The organism is Streptomyces aureus, from assembly GCF_001418135.1.
In the GTDB taxonomy this organism is placed as follows: Bacteria; Actinomycetota; Actinomycetes; order Streptomycetales; family Streptomycetaceae; genus Streptomyces; species Streptomyces aureus_A.
Genome location: NZ_LIPQ01000105.1, coordinates 1 through 25,111 on the forward strand (window position 1 = coordinate 1; position 25,111 = coordinate 25,111).

Below are 25,111 nucleotides of genomic sequence, written 5' to 3' on the forward strand. Positions count from 1 at the left end.
GGCGCTCCGCGCGCTCCTGTTCGACTCCCCGCAGCGTGCGTCGCACAGTATGGACTACGCGTACTCCTTCGCGCTGGAATATGCCCGAAGCGCTTGTTGCGGTGACTGTACGTCAACCATGCTGTCTCACAAGGGAATCACGTTCCGTAAGGGCGTCGATGGCTGTGAGGCGCGAGGCGATGTGTCCGCCGGTTCGGATGGTGTGAGCGGTGCAGGTGCTTCAGGTTCAGTTGGAGGTCGGGCCGGACCCGGCGGAGGTGGGGCGAGCCCGGAGGTGGGCCCGGTCGCGGCTCGCCGGCTCGGGCATAGGTGATGACGAGCCGCTGGCCGAGACGCTGGTGCTGCTCATCTCCGAGCTCGTGACCAACGCGGTGGTGCACACCGGCTGTCCGGCCGTCCTGCGGATGCTGTTCGCGGCGGAGGGCGGGGTGCGGGTCGAGGTGGCGGACGCGAGCGACCGCCCGCCGCGGCCCCGGCACGCGGAGGGCGACGACACCAATGGGCGCGGCCTGGAGCTGGTCGACGGCCTCGCGGACCGGTGGGGCTGGCAGCCCGAGGGTGCCGGCAAGAGCATCTGGTGCGAGGTGGACCCGGCTCCGGCCGCGCCTTCGCCGGGTCTGGGGCACGGTTCGGGGCACGGTCCCGGCGTCGGCCCCGGTGCGGGTCCTGGGGCGTCGGTGACGCCCGGCCGGGTGCACTGCTGACGGTTCGCGTGCGCGTCCGGGTGGCGGGTGACGGCGGCCGAGCCGTGCGCGCCGCCACCCGTCGACGTACCGGTGCTCAGAGGATGGCGACCGGTGCCACCGGCGTGCCCGTACCGCCCACGAAGGGCTCGGGCATCGCGGAGAGCAGGAAGGCGTAGCGCCGCTCTTGTGCACAGGCTGTGGACAGAGCTTCCAGATTCCAGTTCTGCCCCTGGAGCATGCCCATCTCGACCAGGTCGAGGGCGTGCACGGGCAGCCACAGGTCCTCGATCTCCGGCGGGAAGATCTCGAAGGTGAGGGTGTCGTTGGCGACGGCCGCGACGTCCCGGGCGTGGAACCACTCCGGCGTACGGATCGAGAGTCCGGGTGACGGGAAGGCGTATCCGTGCCGGTCGCCGGCCAGGTACGACCGCATCTGACCCGTCCGTACGAGCACGATGTCGCCGGACCGTACGGTCACCCCGCCGAAGTCGGCGGCCTCGTCCAGGTCCTCGGGCGTGACGGCGTGGTCGCCCGGCAGGCGGTCCAGGCCCTTGGCGGCGGCCACGTCGAGCAGGACCCCGCGGCTCACGAGGTGGCGGGCCGTGTGGATGCCGCTGAACTCGGAACGGCCGTGCGGGGTGATGGTGGCTGCGGGGCGGCCGTTGTAGATGTGGCCCGAGTGGGAGACATGGGTCAGGGCGTCCCAGTGGGTGCCGGCCTGGAGGCCCAGCGTCACGGCGTCGTCGCTGGTGGCGACCGTGCCGGGGCCGAAGAGCTCCTGGTTGATCTGGACCATGACGTGGAGCGGGTTGACCCGGCCGGGGATCATCCCGGTCTGGACGCCGTCCTGCTTCAGGTCGACGGCGAGGGGGACGCGGTGGCCGGTGCGGACGGTGGCGACGGCCTCCCGTACGACCTCGTCGGTGACGAGGTTGAGGGTGCCGATCTCGTCGTCCTGGCCCCAACGGCCCCAGTTGTTGACGCGCTTGGCGATCTCGTGGAAAGCGGCGGGCAGAGACATCGGGGCCTCCGGGGTCTTGTTTTCCGGTATCTGACGGACCGTAGAATCCTGACGACGAATGAATCTAACGGACCGTCAGAAACTGCGGGAGGGGCCGGGCGTGGGGAACTTCTTGGCTGGCAAGGTCGTCGCCGTGACGGGCGCGGGACGGGGCATCGGCCACGCCGTGGCCCTCGCGTGCGCGGCGGAGGGCGCGAAGGTCGTCGTCAACGACTACGGGGTGTCGATCGAGGGCGGTGAACCGACCTCCGAGATCGCCCTGTCGGTGGTGAAGGAGATCGAGGCGGGCGGTGGCACGGCGGTCGCGGTCGCCGACGACATCTCGACGATGGCGGGCGGGCAACGGGTCGTCGACGTCGCCCTCGCCGAGTACGGGCGCCTGGACGGCGTCGTGTGCGTGGCGGGCATCCTGCGCGAGCGGATGCTCTTCAACATGTCCGAGGAGGAGTGGGACCCGGTCGTCGCCACCCATCTCAAGGGCACGTTCACGGTCTTCCGGGCGGCCTCGGCGGTCATGCGGCGCCAGGGGACCGGCACCCTGATCGGCTTCACGAGCGGCAACCACCAGGGCTCGGTGGCGCAGGCCAACTACTCGGCCGCGAAGGGCGGGATCATCTCCCTCGTACGGTCGGCCGCGCTCGGCCTCCACAAGTACGGGGTGACGGCGAACGCGGTGGCGCCGGTGGCACGGACCCGGATGTCGGCGAACGTCCCGATGGAGCTGAAGGAGATCGGGGAGCCGGAGGACGTGGCCGCCCTCGTCGTCTACCTGCTCTCCGAGCGGGCCCGCGCGGAGAAGATCACCGGCCAGGTCTACACGATCGCCGGCCCGAAGATCGCGGTCTGGGCGCAGCCGAGGGAGCTGCGGGCGGGATACGCGGAGGGCGGGGCCTGGACCCCCGAGCGGATCGCGGACTTCCTGCCGGGGACGGTGGGGGTGGACCCGATGCCGATGCTGGCGCGCCTTGAGGAGATGGCCAGGGCCGCGGCGGCGGGCGACCGCCCCAACGCGGGCACGGGCGGCACGGCGGGCACGGGCCCCGACGCGGGCGGCACCGCGGGCACGGCCGCCACCGCGGGCACGGGCCCGGCCACGAGCACCCGTCCCGACGCGAGCGAGGAGAACGGTTCATGAGGGGAGTGGTGTTCGACGGGAAGCAGGTCCAGGTCGTCGACGACCTGGAGGTACGGGACCCCGGGCCGGGCGAGGTGCTGGTGGGGATCGCGGCGGCCGGACTGTGCCACAGCGATCTGTCGGTCGTCGACGGGACCATCCCCTTCCCCCCTCCCGTCGTCCTCGGGCACGAGGGCGCCGGGGTCGTCGAGGCGGTCGGACCGGGGGTCACGCACGTCGTCCCGGGCGACCACGTGGCCCTGTCGACCCTCGCCAACTGCGGGGCCTGCGCGGACTGCGACCGTGGGCGGCCCACCATGTGCCGGAAGGCCATCGGGATGCCGGGACAGCCGTTCTCGCGGGGCGGGCGGCCGCTCCACCAGTTCGCCTCGAACTCGTCGTTCGCCGAGCGCACCGTCGTGAAGGCGGTCCAGGCGGTGAAGATCCCGCGGGACATCCCGCTGACCTCGGCGGCCCTGATGGGCTGCGGCGTCCTCACCGGCGTCGGGGCCGTACTGAACCGGGCCAGGGTCGGACGGGGCGAGACGGTCGTCGTCATCGGCACGGGCGGGATCGGGCTCAACGTCCTCCAGGGCGCGAGGATCGCGGGCGCGCTGACGATCGTGGCCGTGGACACGAACCCGGCGAAGGAGGCGGTGGCGCGGCAGTTCGGGGCGAGCCACTTCCTGAACTCCACCGACGGAGTGCGGGAGATCCTCCCCACCGGCGCCGACCACGTCTTCGAATGCGTCGGTCACACCGGGCTCGTCCGGACCGCGATCGACCTCCTCGACCGGCACGGGCAGGCGGTCCTCCTCGGCATGACCGCGCCGAAGGCGGAGGCGAGCTTCCTGCCCGCCGCGATGTTCCTGGACAAGTCGATCCTGGGCTGCCGGTACGGCTCCTCCCGCCCGCAGCGCGACATCCCGCTCTACGCCGAGCTGTACCGCTCGGGCCTCCTCCTCCTCGACGAACTCGTCACCGCCACGTACCCGGTGGAGGAGTTCGCGAGGGCGGTGGAGGACGCGGAGGCGGGCAAGGTGGCCCGGGGGGTCCTCACTTTCTGAGGGCGCGGAAACCGCGGTGGGGAGCGCGGCGGGCGATGAGGCGCGAAAACGAGGTGGGCCGCACGGGTGTCCGTCGTTACGGTCCTGAGCATGTCCTATCGCGAGCTCGCCACCCGTCCCGTTCTCGCCTGGTCCGCCGTCACCGTCGCCGGTCGGCTCCCCGTCGCCATGGCCCCCCTCGCCCTCGTGTTCCTCGTCCGGGAGCGCCCCGGCGGGTACACGCTCGGAGCCGTGCTCGCCGCCGCGTACGTCATCGGGGAGATCGTCGCCGCGCCCGTCCTCGGCCTGCGGCTGAACGCCGAGCGCGCCCGGCCGCAGCTCGCCGCCGGACTCGCCGTCGGGGCCGCCGGGTTCGCGGGTCTCGGGCTCGCGCCCGGGGCGCATCCCCTCGTGCTCGCCGCCCTCGCCCTGCTCGCCGGCGCAGGGCCCGCCGCCGTGCCCGGCGGGCTGCGCGCGCTCCTCACCAGCCTCGTCCCCGAGCGGGCCGTGACCCAGGCGATGAGCATGGAGTCGGTGCTGACCTTCGGCATCTGGGCCGCCGCTCCCGCCCTCACCACCGGCCTGGCGCTCGGCGTCGACCCCGCAATACCCCTGCTGCTCATGGGCGTCCTGATGGGTCTGTCCGTCGCCGGGCTGTGGACGCTCCCGCCCGGCTGGCAGCAGGCGGCCAGGGGGGACGGCGCGTCGACGCGGCGGGCGCTGCTCCGGGCCTGGCCGGTGTACGTCCTGGGGGCGGCCGGTCTGACCCTGCTCGCGCTCGCCGAGCTGATCCTGCCCGCGCTCCTCGAACAGCGCGGGATCGGCATCGGCTGGGCGGGTCTGCTGCTCGCCGGGTTCTCGGTCGGCTCGGCGGTCGGGGCGTTCGCGTACGGCCTCCGGGCCGGCTGGCCGGGCACGCTGACCGTCCAGTCGCTCGTCCTTGTCCTCGCGGTCGCCTCGGGCGTCGCCCTGGTCGCCGTACTGCCCACGGCGGCGGGGATCGCGGTGGCCCTGGTGGCGGCCGGGCTCCTCCAGGCCCCGGCGAGCCTGGCCCGGAACCTGGCCCTCAGAGAGCTTCTGCCGCCGTCGGCGCTCGCCGCCGGGTACTCGGTGATGTACGCGGCGGTGGGCGCCGGCTACGCGGCCAGTGGCACCCTCGCGGGCGGTCTCCTCAAGGTCGTGGCGCCGTCCACGGCCATCCTCTGGGGGGTCGGTCTGACCGGCGTGCTCATCCTGATCGGCGCGACGGGCGAGCGGCGGCTCGTCCGGAAGCGGGAGGGCGGCGACCGGCCTCTGCCCCGGCCTCAGGAAGAGGGCTCCGAGGACGCGGACGCGGCCGTGCGGAACGTCCGCCGGTAGGACGTCGGAGTCACCCCGATCGCGCTCATCAGGTGCACCCGCAGCGACTGCGCCGTGCCGAACCCCGCGTCCTGCGCGACCCGGTCGACGGGCAGGCCGGTGGACTCCAGGAGGTGCCGGGCGCGTTCGACCCGCTGCCGGGTGAGCCACTGGCCGGGGCTGATGCCCACCTCGTCACGGAAGCGGCGGGTGAACGTCCGTACGCTCATCGCCTCCTTCTCGGCCAGGTCCCGCAGCTGGATCGGCTCGTGCAGGTGGGCGAGGGCCCAGGACCGCGCGGTGGTCGTGGTGTGGGTCCCGGCCTCCGGCAGGGGCCGCTCGATGTACTGGGCCTGACCGCCGTCCCGGTGCGGCGGTACGACGGTCCTGCGGGCGACGTCGTTGGCGACGGCCGTGCCGTGGTCGCGGCGCACGATGTGCAGGCACAGGTCGATCCCGGCGGCCACGCCCGCCGAGGTGAGGACGTCGCCGTCGTCGACGAAGAGGACGTCCGCGTCGACCCGTACGCGCGGGAAGAGCCGCTGGAAGTGCTCGGCGGACGACCAGTGGGTGGTGGCCGGGCGTCCGTCCAGATACCCGGCGGCGGCGAGCACGTACCCGCCGGTGCAGATGGAGACGAGCCGGGTGCCGGGCCGGATGTGGGCGAGTGCGGCGGCCAGTTCGTCGGTGAGCCGGCCCTCGTCGTAGACCGGGCCGAGCTCGTACGAGGCCGGTACGACGACGGTGTCGGCGGTGGCGAGGGCCTCCGGGCCGTGCTCGACGTGGACCGAGAAGTCCGCGTCCGTCGGTACCGGTCCCGCGGCCGTCGCGCAGGTGACGATCTCGTACAGCGGACGCCCCGCGCCGTCCTTCGCGCGGCCGAATATGCGGTGCGGGATGCCCAGCTCGAAGGGGAGGAGGCCGGGCAGCGCGAGCACGGCGACGCGGTGCGGGGGCGGTTCGGACGACGGCGGCACGGGCGGTGCTCCCTCCGGAGATCGGTCGAAATTCAGTGGTGGTGTAGACCACGTGGTGATAGGTCTACCTCTCCGTGACGGACAACACGTACAAGTCTGAGGCCGCCGAGCGGATTCCCGCCCCGGCCGAGCCGCCCGCACTGTGGAACCGTAACTTCCGGCTCTTCTTCGTCGCCCGGGCAGTCGCCGTGTTCGGCGAGGGCATGGTCCCGGTCGCCTTCGCCGCCGGACTCCTCGGCGCCGGCCACTCCGGCGCCACCGTCGGCTACGCGCTCGGCGGCTGGACCGCCGCCTTCGCGCTCTTCGTCCTCTTCGGCGGCGTCCTCGCCGACCGCTTCACCGCCCGCCGCATGATGATCCTCGCGGATCTGCTGCGGCTGCCCGGAGCGGCCGTCCTCGCCGTCGCCTTCACGCTCGGCGGCCCGCCCCTCTGGGCGGTCTACACCCTCTCCGTCCTCAGCGGCGTCGGCGCCGCCCTCTTCCAGCCGGGCGTCGCCTCGACCATCCCGCGCATCGCCCCCGACGTGCAGCGCGCCAACGCCGTCCTCCGGGTCGTCGAGGCCCTCATGATCATGGCGGGGCCGGCGGCGGCGGGCGTCCTCGTCGCCGTGTGGAACGCGGGCGCCGCCTTCGCCGTCAACGGCGCGACGTTCGCGGTCAGCGCCCTCTGCCTCACCCTGATGCGGATCGCCCCGATCCCCTCCGACTCCCTGCGGCGCGACTCCCTGGGTGCCGAACTCGTCGGCGGATGGCGGGAGTTCAGGGCGCGGAACTGGCTCTGGGGCGTCATCGCCATCTGGACCGTGTACGGGCTCACCGTGGCCGGCCCCATGGTGCCGCTCACCGCGAGCCTGGTCACCGAGGGCCACGGCTCGGCCGCGTACGGCGTGCTCATGGCCGTCAACGGCGCGGGCAGCGCCGTCGGCGGCCTGCTCGCCCTCCGGCTGCGCCCGCGCACCCCTCTCGCCGCGGGCGCGGTCGCACTCCTCGGCCTCCCCGTGAACCTCGCGCTGCTCGGCCTGGGCGCGCCCGTGGCGCTGCTCGGCGCGGGCCAGTTCATCGGCGGCGCGGCCTTCGCCTTCTGGCTGGTGATGTGGTCGACGGCCGTGCAGACCCACGTACCGCAGGAGGCGCTGAACCGGATGCACGCGTACGACGTGGCCGGCTCGCTCCTGATGATGGGCGTCGGCCGCACCCTGTCGGGGCCGGTGGCGGCGGCGGTCGGCACGGAGGAGGTGCTGCTGGTGGGGGCGGGGATCGCGGTGCTCGTGGTGGGCGCGCTGCTCCTCGTACGCCCGATCAGGAGGCTGCCACGGGCGTAGCGCCCACGGCCGCCCCCGCGCGGGCCTCCCCGCCTCGGCGTCCACGCTCACGGCCGCCCCCGCGCTCACGGCCCCCGCGCCCGCGAGCCTCCCCGCCTCGGCATCTGAGCCCGCGGGCCCCGGCGTCCACGCGCGCGGGCCTCCGCGTCCTCGGCCCACCACGCCCGCGGGCCGTAGCCGCTCCGGTGCGTCCGTCAGTCCTTCGGGATCTTGGAGGCCGGAGCGTCGGGGCCGCAGGAGAGGCGGGCCGCGGCCCTGGCCGGATCGTCCTCGCGCGCGTCCGGAATCGTCTCGCCGCACTCCAGGACGCCCGACCCGTCGATGGTCCAGCTGGTCGCCCGGCCCGCCACCGGCTTGTCGGTGCCGCAGGTGTACCGGAAGTCGGCGGTGACCTGGTTCACCCAGGAGTAGTCCACGAAGGTCCCCGCGCCGAGTACCTCTGTGCGGTTCCTGTAGTTCGACGGCGAGGGCCGGTCGACATCGGCGAACGCGTACTCCGTGGCGCCGTCCAGGGCCGTCTCGCCGATGCGGGCGCCCAGGGAGAGCAGTGCCGCCTCCGTCCGGGCGGCGCCGGCCCGCGCCCCCTTGTCGAGGGTGACGGCGACGCGCGGCCTGTGGAGCACCATCGGCCTGTTCGTGAGCACGCCGCCTCCCTTACCGAGCTTCTCCTTCGCTGCGACGCTCGTCAGGACGTCCCGCCGGTCGATGTTGAACCATTCGTACGTGCCGTTCTTGCAGGCGGCGTCGAGCGCGGCCGTGGTCGCGCCCGAGCCCCCGCCGGAGCCGGACGTGCAGGCCGCCGTGCCCGCGAGCAGCGCGGCGACGGCACATGCGGAGAGAAGGCCTTCTTTGATCTTCATGTTCGTGTCCCCCGAAACCACTGGTCAGATGGTGGATTCGACTCTGCGCCCAAAGGCGGGGTGGGGCAAGCGACTTGAGGTGGTTCTGAGCTGCGCCGGGACGAGGCGCTCTCCTCGGCCCCCTCTCCGCCCTCCGCGTCCGATGACCCGATCCTTTGGAAAGCTGTCATTCAGGCCAATGGTGGGAGGCGGGGAAGGGGCGCGAAGCTCGGTGGCATGGCCCAGACAACCGACAGCCCCGCCCGCACGCCCGGCCGCCCTCCCGTCCGTACGCCCCGCGTCCACCGCGCGTGGTTCGTCGCGGCGGTCACCTTCGTCACGATCATCGGCGCGGCGGCGTTCGCGTCGCTTCCGGGCCTGCTGATCGAGCCGCTGCACGAGGAGTTCGAGTGGTCGCGGGGCACGATCGGCTTCGCCGTCTCGGTGAACCTCGCCCTCTACGGCCTCACGGCCCCCTTCGCCGCCGCCCTCATGGACCGCTTCGGCATCCGCCGGATCGTGGCGGTGGCGCTGACGGTCATCGCGCTGGGCTCGGTGCTCACGGTGTGGATGACGGCGGCCTGGCAGCTCGTCCTCCTCTGGGGCGTGCTCGTCGGGCTCGGCAGCGGCTCGATGGCCCTGGCGTTCGCGGCGACGGTCACCAACCGCTGGTTCGTGGCCCGCCGGGGCCTGGTGACGGGCATCCTCACGGCGGCCGGCGCGTCCGGGCAGCTGGTGTTCCTGCCGCTGCTGTCCTGGCTGGTCGAGCACCACGACTGGCGCCCGGCGGCCGTGACCGTGGCGCTCGCCGCGCTCGCGGTGGTCCCGTTCGTGTGGCTGCTGCTCCGGGACCATCCGGCGGACGTCGGGCTCGCCCCGTACGGCGGGGAGTACGCCGAGAAGCCGGCGCCCGTCACGGGCGCGGCCCGGCGTACGGTCACGGTCCTGTTCAAGGCGGCCCGCACCGGCCCGTTCTGGCTCCTCGCGGGCACGTTCGCGATCTGCGGAGCGTCGACGAACGGTCTGGTGAAGACCCACTTCGTACCGGCGGCCCACGACCACGGGATGCCGGTGACGGCGGCGGCCGGACTCCTCGCGGTCATCGGCGTCTTCGACGTCGTCGGCACGATCGCCTCGGGCTGGTTCACCGACCGCTTCGAGGCCCGCCGGCTCCTCGCCGTCTACTACGCGCTCCGCGGCGTCTCCCTCCTCTTCCTGCCGATGCTGCTCGCGCCGTCCGTGCACCCGCCGATGCTGTTCTTCATCGTGTTCTACGGCCTGGACTGGGTGGCCACGGTCCCGCCGACGATCGCCCTGTGCCGCGAGCACTACGGCGAGGACTCGGCGATCGTCTTCGGCTGGGTCCTCGCCTCCCACCAGGTGGGCGCGGCGGCCGTCGCCTTCGCGGGCGGAGTGGCCCGTGACGTCTTCGGTTCGTACGACCTCGTGTGGTACGCCTCGGGCGCGCTGTGCGCGGCGGCGGCCCTGATGGCCCTGGTGATCCGCCGGCCCCGGTCGGAGACGGTGTCCCTGGCGGGAGCATGATGACCGCCGGGGGGTGATCACGCATGAGCGAGCGTGAGTCGCGCGAGCGTGAGGTCCGCGACCGGGCCGTGAACGAGCGTGGCACGGGCAAGCGGGACGAGGGCCGTACGTACAGCAGGATGCTGTGGGCCTCGGTGCTCGCGCTCGCCCTGGAGGGGGCCGTCGCCCTGATCCTCCTCGTGGTGTTCGGTGACGCCGGGCAGCCGGAGCCGGGCGAAGAGCGCCTCAGCGCGCTGACCCTCCTCGCGCTCCCGTTCCTCGCGGTGGTCGGGCTGGTTCCGGCGTTCGCGGTCTCCGCCGCGCTCGTGCTGCCGGCCGTGTTCCTCGGCGAGGCCCTGACGCGCCGGCTGGGCGGGCGCCCGACCGGCTGGCAGCTGCTCCTTTCGACCGCCGCCGGAGCCCTGCTGTGGCCGCTCGCGGGCGGGCCGGGCTGGCTGGTGGCCACGGTGTGCCTGGCCGCGGCGGTGCTCGTCACGCGTCACGCGCGGCGGGGCTACTTCGTGGCGCTGCTGGTGTGGGGGACGGTCGCGGTGCTGACCGTGTTCCTGCTCGGCAGCGTGGGCCTGTCCACGGGCGTGATCGAGGCCTGAGGCGCTCTCGTGCTCGGGCGCTCTCGTACGCAGGTGCTTTCCGCGCCTAGGCGGTGAAGCGTCCGAACCTTCCCCGGTGGAAGAGCAGCGGCGAGGGATCTCCGTCCTCCTCCGCCCCCAGCGACTCCACCCGCCCCACCACGATCAGGTGGTCGCCCCCGGTGTGCACGGCGGTGATCACGCAGTCGATCCAGGCGGGCGCGCCGGCCAGCCGCGGTGAGCCCGTGGCAGGGGCCGGGGTCCAGTCGACGCCCGCGAACTTGTCCGCCCCGCTCACCGCGAACGACCGGCACAGCGGGCCCTGGTCGGCGCCGAGGACGTTGACGCAGAAGGTGCCCGCGCCCGCGATCCGGGGCCAGGTCGTCGACGTACGGGCGACCATGAAGGCGACCAGGGGCGGGTCGAGGGAGAGGGAGGCGAAGGACTGGCAGGCGAATCCGGCCGGTCCTTCCGCGTCGAGCGCGGTCACGACCGCGACCCCGCTCGCGAAGTGGCCGAGGACGCGGCGGAATTCGGCCGGTTCGACGGGCGGTCGCTCGTCCTCCCGTACCGCGCGCAGCACCGGCCGGGGCAGTGGTTCCACGGCCGTCGGCGAACCGGCCGCTCTCAGGTGTCGGACGACGGTGGCCGCCATCCCCGCGTGTCCCATCACACCACCCATTGAACCTGACGGTTCGTCAGATGAGAAGGGGCGGGGACGGCGGAGACCGGCGAGAAGCCCGGCACGCGAAAGCCCCCGGGGCGACGGCAGAACCGCCGCCCCGGGGGCTCCTCACCCGTACGACCGCCGGATCAGCCGGCGACGGCGCCCGTCGCCCGGGTCCAGGCGACACCCGAGGTGTGCCCGGTGCGGTGGGCGGTCACCCGGACGGTGATCCGGGTCCCACGCTGCGCCGTGGTGAGCGTGAACGTGGCGCGGGTGGCCCCGCTGATCGCCCGCCCGTTCGCGTACCACTGGTACGCGAACGAGGTCGGCGCAGGCGTCCACGTGCCCCGGTTCAGACCGAGCGTCCGCCCGACCCTGACCGTGCCGGTGACGTAGGGCGCCGTGGTCGCCTTCGGCGCGTACCCGTACGCGGAGGTGTACCCGACGGTCGTGTACGCCCCGCTCACGTGCCCGGTGCGGTGGGCCGTCACGGTCACCGAGAGCTTCTTCCCGGCGACGGTGCCGCCGATGACGTACGTCGACCCGGTCGCACCGGAGATCGCGACGCCGTTGGCCCGCCACTGGTAGGTGTACGAGGTCGGCGCGGGCGACCAGGTGCCGACCACGGCCGTCATCCTGTTGCCCACCCGAGTGGAGCCGGAGACGTACGGCGGCCTGGTGGGCCTGGGCGCGACGCCCTGCACGACCAGGACGCCGGTCGTCGCGGTGACCAGCGGATGCCCGGTCTTCCGCGCGGTCACCGCCAGGGACAGCTGCTTGCCCTGGAGGGCGGCCGGGATCGTGTACGTGGAGGCCGTGGCCCCCGCGATCGCGACCCCGTTGGCCCGCCACTGGTACGCGTACGACTCGGCCGCCGGCGTCCAGGTCCCGGCCTTCGCCGTCACCTTGCCGCCGACGACGGCCGTGCCGGTGATGCCGGGGGCCGCGGTGGCGCGGATGGGGGCGACGACGGTGACCCGGCCCCGCGCGAACGTCTCGCCGTCGTGCGTGACCACGCTCAGGTTCAGCGCGGTGCGCGGTGCGCTCGTCAGATCCAGAACGACGTTCATGCTCCGCCGGTCGGGAGCGACGGAGACCGTCGTCGACCGGGCGCGGAAGCTGCCACCGGACACCTCGACGACGTCCTTCTCGTGCAGCGCCGCCCCGGTGACCGTCATCGTGATCCTCCCGGCGCCGACGGTGCCGGGGCTCACGGCGGTGACGGCCCGGGTCACGGTGCCGCAGGTGGGCGAGCAGAACGCCGTGGCGCGCACCTCGGTGGGCGCCTGCGAGGGAACGGACGGCAGCCCGATCACGAGGGTGGTCGGCCGGGAGACGTACGTGTAGCTCTCACCGGGCACCTGGCAGTCGTAGAACCCGCGGGAGCCGCCGTCGCAGAGATCCGAGCGGGTCTCGTCGTACAACCGAGGCGTGGGCGACTCGCGGAGCTCCTGTGCCGGTGTGAACGAGAGCCTCAGCACGTCGTTCGTCGCCGTCGGAAGCACCGCGCAGAGCGTGGACCTCTGCTCGGACAGCGTGTCGGCGAGCGGCCCGAAGCCGTACGTGATGTCCGGGATCCGTACACACTCCGGCGCGGGCCCGGTGGCCGTGCCGATGCGGACGGCGTCGAGGCGGTACGCAGGGGCGGTGGTGCCGCCGTACCCGACCTGGACGATCGCCTGGTAGCCCGTGGAGCCGGAGACGGCACAACCCGGGCCGAAGGCCGGACAGGCGGCTTCGCCGCGGGCGTCGTACACGCCGTATCCGATCGCGCTCGCCGCCGCCGTGTACCGGGCGTCGAGGTGCAGGGTGTCCCGCGCGTCCGCCGTGGTCACCCGGTGGCACACGAGGGTGCCGTCCGCGGCCGGGGCACCGGCGGCCGACGGGGTGCCGACCTTCGCGGCCGGGGTCGCGACACAGCCGCGCGCGGTGGCGGTGACGTCCCGGCGGACGAGCGTGTGCTCGACGGGTGGGCCTCCGGGACCGCCGGGGACGATGACCGTGTACGAGAGCCCGGCCTCCAGCGGGCAGTCCTCCAGGAGCTGCCCCCACTCGTCGTGACCGCAGACCTTCCGGCCGTTCTCGTCGAGCACGCTGAAACCGAGGGAGTGGCCGCTCTCGATCCTGATCAGTTCGCGAGTGGAGTGGTCGTCGGCCGGGATCGTCAGGCAGTCGCCCAGCTCGCCGTCGCCGGACCGCACCGTCGCCGCGGCCGGGTTCGCACCGAAGTCGCCGGCAGGGAAGGTGCGGCAGTCGCTCGGCACATCCGTGCGGTGGACGGCGAGACGGTAGCCGCCGGTGGCCCCGCCCTCGGATCCGCGCTCCACCAGGACGCTGTAGGGCGCGGTGCCGTCCAGGCGGCAGCCGCCCGAGGACAGGTGCTCCTCGTTCCAGCAGAGGACGGTGCCGGTGGCGTCGACCACCGTGACGTCGGGCGTCACGCCGTCGGCCTCGGAAGCCGTCAGGACGGCCACCTGGGAGCCCTGCGGCACCGGCAGGTTCAGGCAGTCGACCTCGCCGGCCACGCCGAGCCCGGCCCGGTGGGGTTGCCCGAGCACCACGGTCTCGCAGCCCTCGGCGGCGGACCTCCGGTCGAGGATCCGCACGTCCTGGTCGGTGACCAGGGTGTACGTGACGCCCGCGGAGAGCCGGCAGGAAGCCACGTACGCGCAGATCCGGCCGTCCGGCGCGTACGTCGTGAGCGTGCCGGTGAATCCGGACGACCGGACGGCCTGCACGTCGTACTGGCCGGTCGCGGCCGGTGTGAACGTCTTGCACTCGGTCGGCGGCGAGACTCGCGTCGGCGCCGTGCCGTAGGCGTTCACCCCCACGGCCGCGCAGCCCACCGGGTGGGAGATCTGCCGGACCTTCAGGGTGTACGGGACGGGGTACGAGCCGGCCGAGGGGCTGAGGTGCGCGAGGACGCGGTATCCGCCGGTCCCCGCGGGCAGCACACAGTCGTGTCCGACACTGCAGAGGTGCTTGCCCGTGTCGTCGGTGATCCACGCGCTGACGTTGGCGGGCGAGCCCACCTGGGGCCGGAGCTCCGAGGTGACCAGCTCACCCGGTGCGGCGGCGAAGGAGTGGCAGAGGAGGCCGACTTCGTCGGCCGTGCCCGTCGTCGGGGTCGTACCGAAGCCGCTGTCGAGGGGGTCCGGACAGCCGGGGCCCGCCATCAGGGGGACGACGGCGAGCCGTGCGTCACGGAGGGAGTGGCCGGCGGTGGCCAGGCCGAGCGTGTACGTGCCGGCGGCCAGCTCACAGGGGCGCTCGTCCAGCAGAGGACAGACGACGGGCGCCCCGCCCGAGGAGAGCGTGAGGGACGGGACACCACCGGCCATGAGCACGCGGTGCAGGCCCGGCTTCTCCACGGTGACCGTGAAGCAGGCGGTGCTGTTCGGCTCCATCGTGACCCGTCGCCTCGCGTCGCCAGGGTCGCCCAGCGGGGCGAGCGGCAGGACGGGGCAGGGGTCGGCGGTGGGTTCCGTGCCCGGCGTGGAAGGGGGCGTGGGCGTGGCCGTCGGCTCCGTCGGGTTCGGCGACGGTTCGACGGTCGGTGTCGGCGCGGGCGCCGGGTCCGTCGTCGCGGACGGCTCGGGAGCGGGCGTCGTCGGGCCGGGCTCCGGTGCCGCCGGGTCCGGCGCGGGCGCCGCGCTCACCGGCGGCACAGCCACCGGCAACGTCGCCGCCAGGGCGGTGCCTGTCGGGAGCAGCGGGCTCAGGAGCGCCGTCAGCAGGGCCGGGACGAGCAGAAGCGAGGTACGGGATCTTCCAGATCTGCGGGATCTACCGGATCTACCGGATCTACCGGATCTTCCAGATCCTTCGGATTCATCGCGCGAGCGCGCGGAGTTGGGCATTCCGTTCCCCCCGGAGCGGCAGTGTGTGGCATATGCGGCTCACACCATAGGGCCCCGGTACGACACACTCCGCTACCGCCCCTCGTACCGCGCCTCCCGCCGCTCCACGAAGCTCGCCACACCCTCCTTCGCGTCCCGCGTCGTCATGTTGATCTCCTGCGCCGCCGCCTCCGCCGCGAAGGCGGCGGCGCGGTCCACGTCCAGGGACGCGTTCACCAGCTGCTTCGTCAGCGCGAGCGCCCGCGTCGGGCCCTGCGCCAGACGTTCCGCCCACTCCCGGGCCGTCTTCGGCAGCTCCTCCGCCGGGACGACCCGGTTCACCAGGCCCATGCCGTACGCCTCCGCCGCCGACACCGCGTCCCCGAAGAACATCAGCTCCTTCGCCCGCTGCGGCCCGATCAGCCGCGGCAGCAGATACGCCCCGCCGCCGTCCGGGACGAGCCCCCGCCGTACGAACACCTCGATGAAACGCGCCGATTCGGACGCCAGGACCAGATCGCACGCGAACGCGAGGTGCGCCCCGATCCCCGCCGCCGTCCCGTTCACCGCCGCGATCACCGGCTTCTCGCAGTCCATGACGGCCCCGATGAACCGCTGCGCCCCGCGCCGGATCGTGCGCGCCACGTCCCCGGGGACGGTCTCCGAGACCGCCGGCGTGCCCCGCAGGTCCGCCCCCGCGCAGAAGCCCCGGCCCGTCGCCGTCACCACCACCGCCCGGACGTCCGGGTCGGCGGAGGCCTCGTCGAGCAGGGCCATGATGCGTTCCCGCTGGTCCCAGGTGACGGCGTTCATCGCCTCGGGGCGGTTGAGGGTGATCCACGAGACGCCGTTCTCGACGGTGTGGAGGACATCGGTGTGGAGGACATCGGGGCGGAGCGCATCGGTGTGGAGGGAATCCGGCACGTCGGTCACAAGAGCTCCCAGAAGGTGTTGGCTATCGACAGACCGCGAGTGCGTCCAGGGCCACCGCGCCCTGCCCCCGCGGCAGCACCATCAGCGGGTTGATGTCCAGCTCGGCGAGGTCACCGTCGAGTTCCAGGGCCATCCGCTGGACCCGCAGCACCACCTCGACGAGCGCGTCCACGTCGGCCGGCGGCGCACCCCGCACCCCGTCGAGAAGGGCCCGGCCGCGCAGTTCGGCGAGCATCGAGCGCGCCTCGGACTCCCCGAACGGCGGGACCCGTACGGCCGTGTCGTTGAGGACCTCCACCAGGACCCCGCCGAGCCCGACCGTCACCGTCGGGCCGAACAGGTCGTCGCGGGTCACGCCCACCACCATCTCCACGCCGCGGCCGACCATCTGGCAGACGAGGATTCCGTCGAGGTCGATCGACTCGAAGCGGGCGATGTCGGCGAGTTCGCGGTAGGCGTCCCTGACCTGGCTCGCGGAGGTCAGCCCGACCTTCACCAGGCCCAGTTCGGTCTTGTGGGCGAGCTGCGCGCCCGAGGCCTTCATCACGACCGGGTAGCCGACGAGCCCGGCGGCCCGGACGGCCGCCGCCGCGCTGGTGACGAGCTGCTCGCGCGGCACCCGTATCCCGTACGCCCTCAGCAGCTGCTTCGCCGCGTGCTCGCTGAGCCGCCGGCCGGGCCGCATGAGGGCCTGGGCCTTGCGGAAGGAGGGGGAGGCGGTGCGGGGGGCCTCGTCGAAGGGCGAGCGGTAGGAGGTCGTGAAGCGGTGGTGGTCGAGGTAGGCCTTCACGGCCCCGATGCAGTTGGCGAACGTGCGGAAGGTGGCGACGCGCGAGGAGCCGAGCAGGGTCGTGCGGTAGGCGTCCTCCGTACCGACCGGGGACCCCCACACCACGCACACCAGCTTGTCCGTCGCCTCCGCGGCGTCGACGAGGTCCTGGGCGAGCTTGTCGCTCATGGGAGGGAACGGCCCGGTGATCGGACAGATCAGCACGCCCACCGACGGGTCGGCGAGGATCGCGTCGATGATCTTCCGGCCGCGCCAGTCGCCCACCGGGTGGCCGCCGTTGTCGACGGGGTTGGCGACGCTCAGGTACTCGGGGATCCACTGGTGGAGTTCGTCCTGCCTGGCCTGCGGGAGGGTGGGCAGCTGGAGACCCGCCTCGGTGGCCAGGTCGGCGAAGTGGGCACCCGTACCGCCGGATATGGAGTAGACGACGACTCCGTCGGCCCGCGGGCGTCGGGCGCGGGCGAGCAGCGTCGCGGTGTCCTGGAGTTGGTCGAGCCCGTCGACCCGGATCACTCCGAACTGGCGCATGGCCGCGTCGACGACCTGGTCGGCGCCGGTGAGCTTGCCGGTGTGGGAGGCGGCCGTACGGGCCCCGGTCTCGGTGCGGCCGACCTTCACGGCGACGACCGGGACGCCGTGGCGGGCCGCCCGGTCGGCGGCGAGGAGGAAGGAGCGGCCGTCCTTGAGGCCCTCGACGTAACAGGCGATGGCGCCGACCTCGGGCCGTCCGGCGAAGTACGAGATGAAGTCGGAGGTCTCCAGGTCGGCCTCGTTGCCGGTGGGCGCCCAGTGGGAGAGGCGGACGCCGAGCTCCTGGAGGGTGAAGACGGGCCGCCCCTGGTGGCCGGACTGGGTGATGAGGGCGACGGCGGGGCCTTCGAGGTCCTCACGGAAGCGCTCGAAGGCGTTGAGGTTGGTGTTGGGGCCGAGGAGGCGGAGTCCGGAGCGGCGTACGGCGGCGGCGAGACGTTCCTGCGCGGCGGCCCCGGCCTCGCCGGTCTCGGCGAAGCCGGAGGCGAAGGCGACCGCGAACTTCACCTTGGTCTCGGCGAGTTCCTCGATGACGGGGAGCGGGTCGGCGACGAGGAGGACGGCGAGGTCGACGGGTTCGGTGAGCGCGCCGACGGAGGGGACGCAGTCGATCCCGAACACGCTGGTACGGGTCGGGTGCACGGGCACGATCCGGGCGCCGACCCGCTCGGCCCAGGCGAGCAGCTGCCGGGTGATCCCGGTGTTGGGCCGCCCCTCGGCGTCGGAGGCGCCGACGACGGCGACGGACTCGGGCCGGAAGAAACGGTCGAGGTCGGGCACGGCCGCGTGCAGCGGGCGCCCGCTGACGTCCTGGTCGCCGGGGGCGGCGGTGACGCCGTGCACGGTGGTGCGGGGCGACTCCCCGCAGGCGACCACGCGGGCGCGGAGATCGGTGGTGAAGGTGCCGTGAGTCGATCCAAGCATGTGTTCCGCCCGCCCTTCACCCATCCGTATACACCTGACACTCAGTCAGATTACAGAACTGACGGCCAGTCAGGAATAGGGGTGAGGCGGCGGTTGCCTGAGGCGGCGGTCGCCCGGGAGCGGTTCCTCCGCGGATGCGGTCGGTCCGGGCTACCGCGCGATCCGCCGGGCGATCTTCTCCGCGTCGATCGCCAGCTCCCGGAACATCCCGCTGATCGGGTTCGTGAACCCCGTGAAGTACAGCCCGGGCGCCTCGCGCGGGCAGCGCGCCCCGTGCACCACCGGATGCCCGCGCCCGTCGAGCACGTCCAGATGCCCGACGAGCGGCTCCAGGGCGCGCCGGTAGCCGGTCGCCGCGATCACCGCGTCCGGGGCGATCCGGGTGCCGTCCGCGAGGACCACCTCGCCGTCCTCGAAGGCCTCCACGGCCGCGACGATCTCGACCTTCCCCGCACGTACCGCGTCGATGAGGCCCACGTCCTGCACCGGGATCGCCCCCTCGCGCTGGCGTGTCGCGAGGCCCTTGTCGGGCCGGGGCAGCCCGTACGCCGAGAGGTCCGGCGTCCCGACCCGGGCCGCGAGGGCGCCCAGCCGGTCGACGAGACCCGTCGGCAGGCGGCGGACGAGGATGCCCGAGCGCTGCGCGGGCCAGCCGGCGGTGGTGCGCTTCACGATGTGCGGGACGGTCCGCACCGCGAGCCGCACCCGGGCGGCCCCGCCGTCGGCGAGGTCGGCGGCGATCTCGGCGCCGGTGTTGCCGATGCCGACGACGAGGACGTCCTTACCGGTGTACGGCTCCGGGTTGCGATAGGTCCGGGCGTGGTCGAGCCGCCCCTTGTACGCGTCACGGCCGGGCCAGTCGGGGAGGCGCGGGGTGTGGTTGTACCCGGTGGCCACGACGACGGCCCGCCCGGTGAGCCGGCGCCCGCCGGTCGCGTGCAGGACCCAGTCGGCCCCGGCCCGCTCGACACGGAAGACCTCGACGCCCGTCACGATCTCCAGCTCGTGCTTCTCGGCGTACTTCTCCAGGTAGCGCACCACGTCCGCACGGGCCACCCAGCGCCCGAACGAGCGGGGCATCCTGAGTCCGGGGAGGGCCGAGAGCCGCCGGGTGGTGTGCAGCCGCAGCCGGTCGTAGTGGGCGCGCCAGGAGGCGCCGACGGCGTCGGACTTCTCCAGGACGACGGCCCGGACGCCCCGCGCGCGCAGGGCGGCGGCGACCGCGAGCCCGCCGGGGCCCGCGCCGATGACGTACACGGGGTGGGCGGTCTGTGGAGAGAGTGCAAGGGGGGTGGTGGCCATGAATGCTGAGCGTAATGACGTGTACACGCTGTGGGTCTCGGTCAAGAGGGATTTCGGTTGCGAATCGGTCACGCCGACCGCTCGCCCCGGTCGCCCGGCGTCCGCCTCTTGCGCGGGAGGCCGGGCTGCGCTGAACTGACGTACCGTCAGATCTCGGGGTGTCCCACGAGGGGGAGCACGCATGCAGACCGTCTGGCTCACCGGCGCCGAATGGCTCGCCGTCCTCCGCATCGGCCTCGGCCTGTGGTGGCTGGAGAGCTGGCGCCACAAGGACAAGAAGGGCTGGTTCGAGCGCGGCACGGGCATCGCCTGGGCCGCCGACGTGGCGGGCAAGCACAAGTGGCCACCGGTCAGGAAGGGCTTCGAGACGATCGTCGCACCGCGCCCCAAGGTCATGGCGTACGTCGTCGTCTACGCCGAACTGGCCCTCGGGCTCGGTCTGGTGGCCGGATTCCTGACACCGGTAGCCCTGATCGGCGGCCTCCTCCTGAACCTCCTCTACCTCGTCCTCATGATCCACGACTGGGCAGAGCAGGGGCAGAACGCGATGATGGCGCTCATCTCGCTCGTCGCGCTCCTCGCCATGTCCTGGCAGACCTGGTCCCTCGACCACGCGATCGGACTCTTCTGATGACGGCCGCCGACCCCGACATCGACGCCTTCACCCGTCCGTACTGGGACGCCGCCGCCGAGGGACACCTCCTCCTGCGCCGCTGCACGGCCTGCGACCGCGTCCACCACTACCCGCGCGAGTTCTGCCCGCACTGCTGGAGCGAGGACGTGACCTGGGAGCGCGCGAGCGGCCGCGCGACCCTCTACACCTGGTCGGTCGTCCACCGGAACGACCTCCCGCCCTTCGGCGAGCGCGTCCCGTACACGGCGGCGGTCGTCGACCTCGCCGAGGGCCCGCGGATGATGACGGAGGTCGTGGAGGTGGCGGAGGGCGACCTCCGGATCGGGATGGAACTGGAGGTCGCCTTCCGGCGGGAGGGGGACGTGACGGTCCCGGTCTTCCGGCCGCGCGCGGAGTGCTCAGAGAGCTGAGATGTTCCGCCAGAGCTGCGCGCGGTCGCCGGAGTTGCAGGTGTACGTCATCACCCATGGCGGGCCCGTGACCAGGCACTGGCCGTCCTGCATGTTCTTGATCGTCCGCCCGGACGACGTCGTGGCACCCACCTTCCAGGACTGGACGGTGGAGCCGTTGCAGGCGGCGATCGTGACGCTGGAGCCCGACGGCTGCAGGCATTTCCCGGACCTCTTGTTGATGAGGCGGAAGGTGCCGTTCGAGCCGGTGGAATACGTCCAGGCGTACGAGGTGCTGTCGGCCGCGGAGCCGCACTCGTAGGTGTTGACGAGGATCGCGTAGCCCGCGTCGTTCTCGCCCAGGCACTGGCCGTTGGCGACGTTCTCCATGGAGTACGTCCCCGCGGACCCCGAACCGCCGCCGGAGGTCGGCGGAGGCGCGGGCTTCTTGGAGGTCTGGGCCGGCCTGGGCGTGGGCGGGCGGGTGGTCGTGCCGCCGGAAGGGTCGGAGGGCGTGGACCCGCCGCCGGAGGGATCGGAGCCGCCGCCGGAACCGCTGCCGGAACCGTCTCCCGCGCCGCCCGCGCCACCGGGCTGGGTGCCGGTGCCGCCGACGACACCGCCACCACCGCCCGCGCCGCCGTCGGCGGGCGGGGGCGCGCCGGGTGAGGAGCCCGGCGGCTTGGACACCGGCGGCTTGCCGGGCGGGGTCTTGGCGGAAGGCGCGCCGGGCGTCGACGGCAGCTGTACGTTCGCCGGCTGCGAGGCCACCGCGGACGGCGACGAGGAGGGCCCGGGGCCCGCCCCGAGCTGACCGATCTGGTACGGGCCGAGGGCCACGGTCAGGGTGGTGCCGGTCGCCACGACCACGGGCACCGCGAACATGACGAACCGGCTGCGCCGCTTCTCACGCGCGCCGGGCGCGGCGGAACCGGTGACGGCGAGCGGATCGGGCGCGGCGGTGGCGGGCGCCTTCGAGCCCGCCTGCGGGGTGAGGGAGGCCGTGGCGACGTCCTCGGCGGGCTCGGCCTTCGCGAGCTCCGACAGGTGCTCGGCGGTGGGTACCTCGGCGGCGAAGGCGGCCCGCTCGGCTATCCGCTCACCGACGGCGGAGGGCCAGAGGGCGCCCGCGGCGCGCTCGGTGGTCCGCTCGACGAGCTCGGCGGCCGTGGGGCGGTCCGCCGGGTCCTTGGCGAGGCAGGTCCGGATGAGGTCGGCGAGCTCGGGCTCGGTCTCGGTGAGCCGGCCGAACTCGGGCTCGGCGTGCACGACGCGGTAGAGCAGGTCGGGGCCGGAGCCGTCGCCGAAGGGAGGGCGGCCGTTCGCCGCGTAGAGGAGGAGGCTGCCGAGGGCGAAGACATCGGCGGCGCCGGTGAGCCGGCGGTCGGCGACGGCCTGCTCGGGGGCCATGTAGGCGGGCGTGCCGATGACCATGCCGGTCTTGGTGAGCCGGCTCTGGTCGGCGGCGCGCGCGACGCCGAAGTCGATGAGCGAGAGGCCGGAGGAGGTGAGCATGACGTTGGAGGGCTTGAGGTCGCGGTGCACCATGTCGGCGCCGTGGACGACACCGAGCCCGGCGGCGGCCTCGCGGAGGAGCCGCCAGAGGGCGGGGCCGGGAAGGGGGCCGCCGTGCAGCCGGATGGCCTCGTTGAGGGTGATGCCCGGGATGTACTCGGTCGCGAACCACGGCGGCTTGGCCGTGCGGTCGCTGGCGAGCAGTTTGGTGTTGGCGCCGGCGGGGAGCCGGGCGAGGTTGTCGAGCTCGTGGCCGAAGTGGCTGAGGAAGTCGGTGTCCTCGGCGAGCACGGGAAGGACCCGCTTCACGGCGGCGAACTTCCCTGGCACGGCGCCGAGATAGACCCGCCCCATGCCCCCGGACCCGAGAACCCCGAGCAGCCTGAACGCGCCGATCTGCCGGGGATCACCCGGTTCCAGCGGCATGGCTCCGCTGCCGTCCAGACTGCCCGAATTCGGATTGTTTTCCAGTTCCCCCTGCATGGGCCACACAGTAGCCGAGCCCCCTCGCGATCTGAATATCGATCAGGTGAGGGGGCTCGGCTTCAACTCGGAGGCCCGGAACAGTCGTTGTCAGAGCGGGACCGGCGGTGGGATGCCGCCGGCCGCGGTCCGTCGTTCGGTGTCAGAAGCAGCCGTGTCAGGAGTACTCGTTGAACGTGGCGGTCTCGCCCCGGTAGAGCCCGGAGTTCCGGCGCTGCATGAAGAGACGGTTCCAGACGCCTCCGCTCGAGTAGAGGTACGAGCCGTTCGGGCCGACAGCGAGCAGGTCGGGGTAGCCGAACCGGTCGGCGTTGCCGATGGGAACGAGATGGGTGTACGCGTTCCAGCCGCCGCCCACCCTGACGCGGGGGGTGAAGGTGCCGTTGCCGAGGCCGAGGTACAGCCACAGGACACCGGAGGAGTCGCGTGCGAGGACGTCACCGGGGGGCGCGCCGGCGATGTTGCCGGTGGCGGTGACCAGGTTGTAGACACCCCAGTTGGTGCCGATCCTCTTACGGTCGCCGAGCGGGACGTTGACGTTCCCGGTGCCGGGGTAGAGCCAAAGGCCCCCGGCCTTGTCGGTGGCGAGGAGGTCGGGCTTGCCGTCGTTGGTCAGGTCGCCGCCACCGGTGATCTTGTCGTAGATCTGCCAGTTGCTGCCGATCCTCGTCCTGGGCGTGAATCCGCCGTCGCCCTTGCCCTGGTACAGCCAGAGACCGCCGGTCCTGTCACGCGTGACGAGGTCGTCCGTGGCGGAGCCGCCGAGGTTGCCCGCCACTTCGATCCGGTCGTAGTCGTTCCAGCCGCCGCCCACGAGGGTACGACCGGCCGGCATCATCTCCTGGTCGGGGAAGAACGTGTCGTCGCGCCACAGCCGGCCGGCCGCGTCCCGGGCGAGGACATCCGGCGAGTTGTTGCCGTCGAAGTCGTGCGCGGCGGCGACGGGGCGGGTCACCGTGAACGAACCCGAGGCACTCACGGGATCGCCGATGCCGTTCGCGGGGGTGGCCGTGAACTCCCAGGTGTAGTCGCCGGCGGGCGCGCTCGCGGTGTCCAGGAGGCCGGTCCAGCTGTAGCCGACCCTGAACGGAGGCTCGGTCACGTACGCGCCGGTGAGCGCGGCGTTTTTGGTCAGCCCGCTCGCGGTATGGCGCAGTGTCAGCTTCCCCAGCACATTGGCCCGGGCGAGCGTCCAGGAGAACCGCACTTGGGTGTAGTTGGAATCGAGGGTGACCGTCTCCGGGGCCGAGGTCACCGGTGTCCCGAGTCCGGTCGACTCCCCGCTGCCCGCGACGAGCGTGGCGATCGGGGTGCCGTGCTCGCCGAGCGAGATGCGGTACAGCCCCTCGCCGTGTTCCTTCGTACCGCCGCGGACCAGCAGGGTGCCGTCGGGGGCGACGGCGGTGGACGAGCGGTGGTCGAGCAGCCGCACCGTGGTGGTCCGGTCCTTGAGGGAGCGCGCGGTCAGCGGGACCAGGTCCGGGGACCAGGCGTTGATCAGCCCGCGCGGGTCGGCGGTCAGGGCCCAGTCGCCGATCAGCTCGACCTGTGCCCTGTGCCCGGTGCCCAGCGGGGTGACCGTGGTCGTGTCGGTGGCCCGGTCGAGGACGGCCAGGTCGAACTCCTCGTTGGACTGCTCGGTCCACACGACGGAGGTGTCCGACGCGAAGACGCTGGACGTCGGCTTGGCGTCGTGGGACTCGGTGACGGTGCCGGTGGTGATGTCGACGGTGGCCACCATGGGCTTGTCGCTCCGGTACGCCACGGCGAACTCGTTCTGCCGGGTGGCCGTGACCGTGGACGCGTACGCGGATGCCAAGGCGAGGCCGGGCACCTTCCGGTCATGGACGGTGCCGCCCTCGTCGGTCACCAGATGCAGTTCGCTGCCGACCCGCAGAGCGAGCGTCGTGCCGCTGATCCCGGCCGCGGTGTACGTGACGCCCCGGCCACTCAGGTCGATGGTCACGGGCTCGGCGCCCGAGGCCATGTCGTAGAGCCGGAAGACGTTCGGGGCGATTGTCACGCCGACGACGTCCGAGGCGCTGTTGCCGATCGGCGTCCCGGGCAGCTCGGTCGTGGCGCCGGTCTCCAGGTCCGTCCACAGGAGCTTCTCGCCCTTGGTCAGGAAGCCCGTCGTCCCGGCGCTGACGATCTCGCTCCTGGCGGGGAATCGGAGCTGGGCCTGCTGCTGGGCGGAGGCGGCGGCGGGCGCCGGAGACCCCGCTGCGTACGCCGGTACGACGGTCAGGGCGCCGGCGGTCAGCATCAGGACGGTGGTGACGGCAGTGGCAAGAGTGCTACGTGCACGGGACATGACTAAATCTCCCCTTGGGGCATTTGAGGGCGCTTCGTGCGCCCTCGACTCAAGAGACTCGCGAGCCGCAAGGAGAGTTGTACGGGGATCAACAGAATTTCGACAGGGCGGCCGATTCCCGGGAAACAGCGGCCGTCCCGGCGACACCAGGACCTGCACCCGGTGCTCTTCGTGCGGGTGCGGCCGCCCTCTTTCCGAGTGTGGCGGCCTCCGCCACCGGGTCAAGGGCGCTCCTTCGTCGCGTCGCTGCGCGATGGCCTTCGGCCACCCTTGACCCGGCGGCGGAGGCCGCCTTTTCACACTCGGAGGGCGGCCGAGGGCCGGGGCCGACGC

General features: G+C 73.0%; 19 protein-coding genes. 9 read left to right on the forward strand and 10 right to left on the reverse strand.

The genetic code is table 11. The annotated features are described in order from the left end of the window. Positions 1-209: 209 nt before the first annotated feature. A complete protein-coding gene (locus AOK00_RS11095; RefSeq protein WP_254047326.1) occupies positions 210-704 on the forward strand; it encodes an ATP-binding protein in 495 nt (164 codons plus the stop codon). Positions 705-780: 76 nt separating this feature from the next. Here the strand turns inward: AOK00_RS11095 and AOK00_RS11100 are convergent, their stop codons facing one another. Beyond that, a complete protein-coding gene (locus AOK00_RS11100) occupies positions 781-1,707 on the reverse strand; it encodes a cyclase family protein (protein WP_055600142.1) in 927 nt (308 codons plus the stop codon). A 100-nt stretch (positions 1,708-1,807) separates the two neighbouring features. Between AOK00_RS11100 and AOK00_RS11105 the strand changes: the two genes are divergently transcribed. The 3 genes from AOK00_RS11105 (at position 1,808) to AOK00_RS11115 (ending at position 5,226) form a co-directional block, all read left to right on the forward strand. Further along, a complete protein-coding gene (locus AOK00_RS11105; RefSeq protein ID WP_055600143.1) occupies positions 1,808-2,842 on the forward strand; it encodes an SDR family oxidoreductase in 1,035 nt (344 codons plus the stop codon). After that, a complete protein-coding gene (locus tag AOK00_RS11110; RefSeq protein ID WP_055600144.1) occupies positions 2,839-3,888 on the forward strand; it encodes a Zn-dependent alcohol dehydrogenase in 1,050 nt (349 codons plus the stop codon). The genes AOK00_RS11105 and AOK00_RS11110 overlap by 4 nt, the downstream gene beginning before the upstream one ends. Before the next feature lie 90 nt (positions 3,889-3,978). Then, on the forward strand, positions 3,979-5,226 hold the full coding sequence (locus AOK00_RS11115) for an MFS transporter (protein ID WP_254047327.1): 1,248 nt from the start codon (positions 3,979-3,981) through the stop codon (positions 5,224-5,226). On the opposite strand, the gene AOK00_RS11120 is transcribed toward AOK00_RS11115, so the two are convergent. Further along, positions 5,172-6,182 carry a GlxA family transcriptional regulator gene (locus tag AOK00_RS11120; RefSeq protein ID WP_055600145.1) on the reverse strand — a complete coding sequence of 337 codons (1,011 nt, stop codon included), beginning with the start codon at positions 6,180-6,182 and terminating at the stop codon, positions 5,172-5,174. The two genes, AOK00_RS11115 and AOK00_RS11120, sit on opposite strands and share 55 nt — an antisense overlap. Before the next feature lie 74 nt (positions 6,183-6,256). On the opposite strand from AOK00_RS11120, the gene AOK00_RS11125 reads away from it, so the two are divergent. After that, on the forward strand, positions 6,257-7,504 hold the full coding sequence (locus AOK00_RS11125; protein WP_055600146.1) for an MFS transporter: 1,248 nt from the start codon (positions 6,257-6,259) through the stop codon (positions 7,502-7,504). A 194-nt stretch (positions 7,505-7,698) separates the two neighbouring features. On the opposite strand, the gene AOK00_RS11130 is transcribed toward AOK00_RS11125, so the two are convergent. Then, positions 7,699-8,364, reverse strand: coding sequence for a hypothetical protein (locus AOK00_RS11130; RefSeq protein WP_055600147.1), 666 nt, complete (start codon positions 8,362-8,364; stop codon positions 7,699-7,701). Between the two features lie 216 nt (positions 8,365-8,580). Here AOK00_RS11130 and AOK00_RS11135 point away from each other — a divergent pair, with 216 nt between their 5' ends. Both AOK00_RS11135 and AOK00_RS11140 read left to right on the forward strand, forming a co-directional pair. Further along, positions 8,581-9,888: an MFS transporter gene (locus AOK00_RS11135; RefSeq protein WP_055600148.1), complete on the forward strand. Its 1,308-nt coding sequence runs from the start codon at positions 8,581-8,583 to the stop codon at positions 9,886-9,888. 23 nt (positions 9,889-9,911) lie between these two features. Next, positions 9,912-10,478, forward strand: coding sequence for a hypothetical protein (locus AOK00_RS11140; RefSeq protein ID WP_055600149.1), 567 nt, complete (start codon positions 9,912-9,914; stop codon positions 10,476-10,478). Positions 10,479-10,524: 46 nt separating this feature from the next. On the opposite strand, the gene AOK00_RS11145 is transcribed toward AOK00_RS11140, so the two are convergent. From AOK00_RS11145 to AOK00_RS11165, 5 genes are all read right to left on the reverse strand, one after another. After that, a complete protein-coding gene (locus tag AOK00_RS11145; RefSeq protein ID WP_173861541.1) occupies positions 10,525-11,139 on the reverse strand; it encodes a flavin reductase family protein in 615 nt (204 codons plus the stop codon). Between the two features lie 131 nt (positions 11,140-11,270). Continuing rightward, complete coding sequence (locus AOK00_RS38225) at positions 11,271-14,798, reverse strand: hypothetical protein (RefSeq protein ID WP_159041735.1); 3,528 nt, start codon at positions 14,796-14,798, stop codon at positions 11,271-11,273. Between the two features lie 258 nt (positions 14,799-15,056). Continuing rightward, positions 15,057-15,776 (reverse strand): enoyl-CoA hydratase-related protein, encoded by a 720-nt coding sequence (locus tag AOK00_RS11155; protein WP_254047329.1) that lies wholly within the window; start codon positions 15,774-15,776, stop codon positions 15,057-15,059. A gap of 142 nt (positions 15,777-15,918) precedes the next feature. Next, the gene (locus AOK00_RS11160) at positions 15,919-18,141 is read right to left on the reverse strand and encodes an acetate--CoA ligase family protein (protein ID WP_055600151.1); all 2,223 of its coding nucleotides are present in this window, start codon (positions 18,139-18,141) and stop codon (positions 15,919-15,921) included. Positions 18,142-18,291: 150 nt separating this feature from the next. Next, positions 18,292-19,443 carry a flavin-containing monooxygenase gene (locus AOK00_RS11165; RefSeq protein WP_055600152.1) on the reverse strand — a complete coding sequence of 384 codons (1,152 nt, stop codon included), beginning with the start codon at positions 19,441-19,443 and terminating at the stop codon, positions 18,292-18,294. Between the two features lie 181 nt (positions 19,444-19,624). On the opposite strand from AOK00_RS11165, the gene AOK00_RS11170 reads away from it, so the two are divergent. Both AOK00_RS11170 and AOK00_RS11175 read left to right on the forward strand, forming a co-directional pair. Next, positions 19,625-20,074, forward strand: coding sequence for a hypothetical protein (locus tag AOK00_RS11170; protein ID WP_055600153.1), 450 nt, complete (start codon positions 19,625-19,627; stop codon positions 20,072-20,074). Beyond that, entirely contained in the window at positions 20,074-20,487 is a 414-nt protein-coding gene (locus tag AOK00_RS11175) for a Zn-ribbon domain-containing OB-fold protein (RefSeq protein WP_055600154.1), read from the forward strand. Before AOK00_RS11170 ends, AOK00_RS11175 begins: the two co-directional genes overlap by 1 nt. Here the strand turns inward: AOK00_RS11175 and AOK00_RS11180 are convergent. Both AOK00_RS11180 and AOK00_RS11185 read right to left on the reverse strand, forming a co-directional pair. Next, positions 20,476-22,464, reverse strand: a complete 1,989-nt coding sequence (locus AOK00_RS11180) for a protein kinase domain-containing protein (protein WP_254047328.1) — start codon at positions 22,462-22,464, stop codon at positions 20,476-20,478. The genes AOK00_RS11175 and AOK00_RS11180 overlap by 12 nt on opposite strands. A gap of 157 nt (positions 22,465-22,621) precedes the next feature. Next, positions 22,622-24,778, reverse strand: a complete 2,157-nt coding sequence (locus AOK00_RS11185; protein ID WP_159041736.1) for an FG-GAP repeat domain-containing protein — start codon at positions 24,776-24,778, stop codon at positions 22,622-22,624. Positions 24,779-25,111 lie beyond the last annotated feature (333 nt).